At 62.2% G+C, this 5,721-nt stretch carries 6 protein-coding genes; 2 read left to right on the top strand and 4 right to left on the bottom strand.

What is annotated here, in order from left to right:
• Positions 1–371 precede the first annotated feature (371 nt).
• Entirely contained in the window at positions 372–860 is a 489-nt protein-coding gene (locus ABYB95_RS15730) for a toll/interleukin-1 receptor domain-containing protein (RefSeq protein WP_008904106.1), read from the top strand.
• A gap of 271 nt (positions 861–1,131) precedes the next feature.
• On the opposite strand, the gene ABYB95_RS15735 is transcribed toward ABYB95_RS15730, so the two are convergent.
• Both ABYB95_RS15735 and ABYB95_RS15740 read right to left on the bottom strand, forming a co-directional pair.
• Entirely contained in the window at positions 1,132–2,103 is a 972-nt protein-coding gene (locus tag ABYB95_RS15735) for a relaxase/mobilization nuclease domain-containing protein (protein ID WP_372659510.1), read from the bottom strand.
• Between the two features lie 16 nt (positions 2,104–2,119).
• Positions 2,120–2,695, bottom strand: a complete 576-nt coding sequence (locus ABYB95_RS15740) for a hypothetical protein (RefSeq protein ID WP_008904104.1) — start codon at positions 2,693–2,695, stop codon at positions 2,120–2,122.
• A gap of 246 nt (positions 2,696–2,941) precedes the next feature.
• Here ABYB95_RS15740 and ABYB95_RS15745 point away from each other — a divergent pair, with 246 nt between their 5' ends.
• On the top strand, positions 2,942–3,889 hold the full coding sequence (locus ABYB95_RS15745) for a hypothetical protein (RefSeq protein WP_182118960.1): 948 nt from the start codon (positions 2,942–2,944) through the stop codon (positions 3,887–3,889).
• Here ABYB95_RS15745 and ABYB95_RS15750 read toward each other — a convergent pair.
• On the bottom strand, positions 3,849–4,778 hold the full coding sequence (locus tag ABYB95_RS15750) for a ParB/RepB/Spo0J family partition protein (protein WP_008904102.1): 930 nt from the start codon (positions 4,776–4,778) through the stop codon (positions 3,849–3,851). The two genes, ABYB95_RS15745 and ABYB95_RS15750, sit on opposite strands and share 41 nt — an antisense overlap.
• Positions 4,759–5,619 carry a ParA family protein gene (locus ABYB95_RS15755; protein ID WP_008904101.1) on the bottom strand — a complete coding sequence of 287 codons (861 nt, stop codon included), beginning with the start codon at positions 5,617–5,619 and terminating at the stop codon, positions 4,759–4,761. Before ABYB95_RS15755 ends, ABYB95_RS15750 begins: the two co-directional genes overlap by 20 nt.
• Between the last annotated feature and the right edge of the window lie 102 nt (positions 5,620–5,721).

Below are 5,721 nucleotides of genomic sequence, written 5' to 3' on the forward strand. Positions count from 1 at the left end.
AGCTCCCGAACAGGATATGGGGGGATGTTGCTCAGGGGCCCAACCGAGAGTTCGATTTCTAACCTCACGAAATTAAGTGGCACCCCAGCCAAGCTTCTGTGCGTACGATGTAACTGTCTCAGCAACCTGGAATTCAAGCAATGACTCAGTGCACAGCACCAGTTCGTGGACACAATTCTGCAGCGGCTGCGGCCGCCTGTCCTGCGTGTCGATACCGCTACGGCCGGGGTTACGGCTATAGCAGCGGGTACAGCAGCCCGTCCTACCCTTCGTATTCGTCGTCCACGTCGAGCGGGAGTTCTAGCGGGAGCAGTGGCAGTCGATCGAGCGGCACTTCCCGACCGCGTTGGTCGCGCACTGGCTCCACCGTCTTGTACACCTCGGCCCAAGTGCAATCCCTCACGCCAGTCCGCGAGGCCGTTGAAAGAGTGGCTGTTCAACAGCCCGATCTGCGCGACTGTTTCCTGTGCCACGCATGGACTGACCGGCAGGGTGCAGCCAAGGACCTTGACGACGCGCTCAAGGCTGCTGGCGTCAAAACATGGTTCAGTGAATTGGACCTTGGCCTCGGCGTGCCGATGATGCGAACCATTGATCGGGGGTTGGCCAATTCGCGCATCGGTCTTGTGCTGGTCACGCCGAATTTCATCAAGGGGCTTCCAAATCAGGGCGTTGCCGATAAGGAACTCTCCGCCTTACTCGCCGGCAATCGTCTCGTGCCCATCGTGCACGAGACAACCTACGACGAATTGCGGAATGTGAGTCCTTTGCTTGCCTCTCGGACCGGCCTCGACACCAAGGAAGACACGATGGCCCAGGTCGCCGACAAGATCGCCGAGTTAGTCAAGATCTGGACTTAGCGCAGCATGGAGGGACGTCAGCCCGTCAAAGGCTGCAGCCAATCTCGGCAACACCGGCATGACCCAATCTGGCATGTCACCTGAACAGGTCGACGCCGTCGTCTCTCTTCGGGAGTGTGACCGGCAGTTCTCCGTCCGGATATGTCGTTCAAGTTGCCACGTGCGTGTGAGCAGAGATAGCTGCCTGTGACCACAGATGGGCCTATTCACGGTTCCATCCAGCCTTGGCCGGCCGGCCTGCAGACGCTTAGTGGCTCGGTAGGCTCTGAAGTCAACGACGAATTTGCGAATCGACAGCCGAACCAGGTCGCTGAAAATCCCTGCCGGCCTCATGTGTTGTCTTCTGCATCGTCCACGATGCGGACGCCTCCTGTATGAAGATCGCAATCGATCCAGCCAGCTTCACGTCCCGCGCATTGGCTGATCCCGCCAGGGCACGCCCTATGTGCAGCCAGCCCTTCAAGGCTTCGGTCCTGCTGGCACGTGCCCTGTCTCCTGAAGTGGTGCTAGATCGAGTCTTCCTCAAACGCCCTGCCTCGTTGGCTTTCAGTTGCCACAGGTCCGGGTAGCTCACGCTCCGACCTCGGGTGGCCTGCCGGGTGGCTTCGGCTTCGACCCCGTAGCCACGCAGCTTTTCTGCAAAGGTCTCTCGCCATCGCTGCAGGTCGGCCTTGCGCGGGTTGAGTCGTCTGCCGCTCATTGACTCAGCCCGCACGCTGATGTGCACGTGCGGGTTGGCTTGGTGGTCGTGCAGCACCATCACGTATTTGTGGCCTGCCAGTTCGGTCTGTGCAAACTCACGCGCCGCCCGCTGGACGATCAACGGGTCGGTACCCCGGGGCATGGACAGCATGATGTTGAAAGCCTCGCGCCGGTAGCCTTCGTCCCCGATCAGGCTGCCGCCGTAGCGCCAGTCTTCGCTCAGCTCGTGCACAGCCGATTTGCCGCGGACCGTGTCGCCTTGTTCGGTCTCGATATCGAGCCGGCCGTTCTTGCCGATGTAGCGGCAATGGGCGGCAATGGCCAGCATGCCCCGCCCTCCCCCGGTGACCTTGACCATGACCTGGGGCGCTCTCTTCACCACGGTGGCTTCGATGCGTTTGCGGATGGCGTCTGCGCGCTGACGCATACCTCCATCGCTCAGCCTGGGCTGCGGCTTGACCTTGACCACACGGTTGCCCGGGTAGAACAGGCGATCACCCCACTGGATGAGCACCCCATCGATGTTCGGCGCTTGGCTCATGGCGTTCTCCTGGTAGTCACCGGATGGTCCGGTGGGTGGTTTCAGCGGATGACACACGCGGGCGCAGATCGGCCATCAGGGCCGCCGCCTGGGTGAGATGGCGATGCACGTCTGCGTCCAACGTGTCGAGCATGTCGCGGTAGACCAGCGCCTTTTGCACGTTGCTCTGGGTCAGCAGACGCGTGAGGGCGTGGATGTTGCGGCTGAGGCTTGAGAGCTGTGCGTTGGATGTGGTGAGCGCAGAGAGCAACTCGGTGCGGCTTGCGCCCGTGGTCAACGCGGGGATGCCTGCGATGAGCCCTGCCAAGTAAGCGCCGCGCGACAACCCTGCTGCGCGCGAACCGGCTGCCAGTCTCTCGGCCTCAGAGGTTGTCAATCTGATTGACAACTTGATCTGGGACTGGCGCAAAGGGGCGATGCTCTCGAAACCTGTGATCGGCGGTGGAAGCGATTCAGCCTGCCCAAGTTCGCGGGCCACAGCCCGACGAACCAGTACCGACACGCTCTCACGCCGAGCCTGAGCATGGGCCACCAGCGCGGCCTTCAAGCCGCGCATATCGACCGTGACGAAGTCAGGGTTGTGGGTGTTCATGGGTCAACCGAAAGGTCCAAACGTGAGCGAAGCGAGTCGTTTGTAAAACCGGCGGCGTGCCGCCTATCCTGCACTCAACCATGCACCTATGCTCTCCGAGAACCGACTGGTTCGATGCGCTGGATTCGGTCGAAAATCCAGCAAGACCATTGGGTGTCCGATGGCGGCCAGGTTGTCAATCAGATTGACAACCGGCCAGGCCGAGGTCGCATGCAGAAACCTTTGAACCACATGGGAGGGAACGATTTGAACGACACGTCACAGCCTCGCGGGCTGGAAAGAACACCTGAGCGAGATGAGGTGCTGCGCCGGATCGGTCGCAATGTGGTGAATTTCCAGATGGTTGAGGCCATGCTCAAGCACCTGAACGCCACTGCTTCTGTGCACGGACCGGCAAGCCAGTTGGCAGAGCGCATGGAGGCGCAGAGAACTGCCGTACACCGGAAGACCATGGGCGAACTGGCAGGCAGGATGGTGACCCATGTCCTGCAAGCACCACCCGAACACCAAACGCCGGACGAGATCACAGAGCCTTGGATTGGCTTTCACTTCTCTGTGGAGACCGACGCACAGTTCATTGACCAGCACGACCAGGAGATGCGCGCCCTGGTGGAGGCGCGCAACGATCTGATTCACCACTTCCTGCCACGCTGGTACTCAGCAGTGGACGGCGATGCAGACGCTGCCCTGGCTTATCTGGATGCCAAGCGTGACGAAACCTTTCGCATGCTGGACAGACTCAGGGGCTGGGTGACCACGATGGATGAAGGGCGGAAACAGCTGGCGGCCTTCTTTGCATCGTCCGAGGGCGCGCGACAGATGGAACTTGGATTCCTGCAGAGCAGTCACCTGGTGGCGATGCTTGGCGAGATCGCTCTGAAGACGGCACGACCTGATGGGTGGGCGTACCTCACCACGGCACTCAACTTGATCCGGAGCAAGGCGCCCGACGAGCTGGAGGACCTGCAGAAGCGCTACGGCCACCAGAACCTCAAAGGCATTCTGCTGGCCGCCGAGTACTTCGATGTGATTGATGAAGCGCTGCCCAACGGGGGGAGTCGCACGGTGTACCGGATCAATGATCGGTACACGCTGCATATTGGGCAAGGTGATGCGGCCGAACAGGTGTCGGCTGCCAAGGCCCTCCCGGTTGTCAATCAGATTGACAACTCGTGTCCCGCGTCAGGCCGATAAGGATCAGTCGACCCGTGTCCACAGCCTCCGGTTGGCCGCCCTTCACAGGGATCACGAAAAGCTGTCTTGCCTTGGGCGGGGCCTGCAGCGTGTTCACCACGACCTCGGCTCCATCCAGAAGAGCAATCAATTTGGGTTGCTGTTGACGTGACTTCCGCGCCCCTGTTCCAGCCTCGCCAGTCCTGAGACCAGCTTCCACGGATTCGAGCAGTGCTGATGTACCACGCCGCACACTGCCTGAACCCTCAGCAAGTTCGGCCCGGAGAGCCATCACAACATCCCGGGTAATGGGACTGCGATCCGAAGTCCAAGCCTCAACGTACTGCGGATGCTCCCCGGCCAGCTTACGCAACTCATGGAGTTCGTTCATACCGCGGCAGCGCCCTTCTCGGTACGCGGCCATCAGCCAGTCCGGTGGATCGATCAGCGCCGTCGCCAGGGTCACGTACTGCCGGCTCTTGCCTATGGCCCGCGCGATGTCGGCCTGAGTCTGACCCTGGTTCAGTGCCCGCTGCACAAACAGCGCGATCTCCAGCGGGCTCAGGCCTTTGCGCTGCTCGTTCTCAATGAACTGGTCCGCGCTGTTGGCGGTCTGATCAACGAAGGCGGGTATCTCGGAAAGTCCGACCCGCTTGCAGGCCCGCAGGCGACGGGCGCCGAAGTTGAGCATCCAGCGCCCGGGCTGGGTGGGGTGTGCGCGCACCGAGACCGGCTGGCGCACGCCCCGCTCCCGGATGGTTTCGGCCAGTTCGTCCAGACTTTGCTCGTCGAACTCCTGGCGAGGTTGATCCGGGTCTTCGTCGATGGTGTCCAGCGGAATCCGCAAGGGAGTTCCGCCCTCTCCCCCAGTGGGTGGCAGCAGGTCCAGACTATCCAGCGACAGCGCCATGGTCCGCTCCGTTGATAGGGGTAGTGATGGTGTTTGCCTGCGCAGGTGACTCCGCCAGAACGGCTTTCGCGATCACTGCCATGGCGACCTCGCTCTCGCGCCAGGCGTCGCGCGCGGCGGTCTTCTTCATCTCCCACAGCACCAGGCCTTCGGCCTGCGCTTCGGCCACGGCGGAGCGGCGTGGCATGGACGCGTACTGCCCCGGCTTGGGACCGTAGGGAATCAGGATGGGGTGGAACTTCTGCACCAGCTGCAGGAAGTTCTCCCGCTGAAACGGGTTGGCCTCCACCATCACCGGGAGCAGCCCGATCAGGTGCAGCTTCGGGTTGAGCATCGACGTGATCTTTCGCACCCCCACCCGAGGGTGGTTGAGCAGGGCGTGCACGCCGTCCAGCGCTTCCTGGTTGAGCTGGATCGGCGAGAGCACGCAGTCGGCGGAAGCCAGTGCCGCAATCATGCGGATGTCCGGGTTGGGGTTGGTGTCGATGAGGCAGACATCGAACCGGTCGTCCATGGCCTTGAGGAAGACCCTTAGGTGGTTCGCGAAATCGTTGTGCAGGCCGGGCTGGCGCTCCAGCCCGGACATGTCCCGGTCAGCGGCGACGAGGACGAAGTCCGCAGCCGGGATGACCGGACTCGCCTGCGTGAGCAAGGCGCTGGCCGGGACTTCGGCCACGGCCACGCGCTGGGACTTGCGCAACGGGTCGGAGAAATTGCCCTGGTGGTCCAAGTCGATGGCCAGCACGCGGCAGCCGAGTTTGCGGAAATAGTGGGCCAGCAAGGTGGCGACGGCGGATTTGCCGACGCCACCCTTCTGGTTGGCGAGCACAAGGGTCTTCATAGGAGTCCTCCAACGCGACCGACAAGGGAGGTCGAGGCGGAGGACGTTTCCCGGGCGCCGCGCTCGATGCGCCGAAGGCCGGGATCGCGCGAGCCGGCGCCG

The organism is Hydrogenophaga sp. (genome assembly GCF_041633695.1).
In the GTDB taxonomy this organism is placed as follows: domain Bacteria; phylum Pseudomonadota; class Gammaproteobacteria; order Burkholderiales; family Burkholderiaceae_C; genus Hydrogenophaga.

Excerpts from the sequence above, each read along its gene's own strand:
- ABYB95_RS15735 (WP_372659510.1), bottom strand. The coding sequence starts at position 2,103 with ATGAGCCAAGCGCCGAACATCGATGGGGTGCTCATCCAGTGGGGTGAT.
- ABYB95_RS15740 (WP_008904104.1), bottom strand. The coding sequence starts at position 2,695 with ATGAACACCCACAACCCTGACTTCGTCACGGTCGATATGCGCGGCTTG.
- ABYB95_RS15750 (WP_008904102.1), bottom strand. The coding sequence starts at position 4,778 with ATGGCGCTGTCGCTGGATAGTCTGGACCTGCTGCCACCCACTGGGGGA.
- ABYB95_RS15755 (WP_008904101.1), bottom strand. The coding sequence starts at position 5,619 with ATGAAGACCCTTGTGCTCGCCAACCAGAAGGGTGGCGTCGGCAAATCC.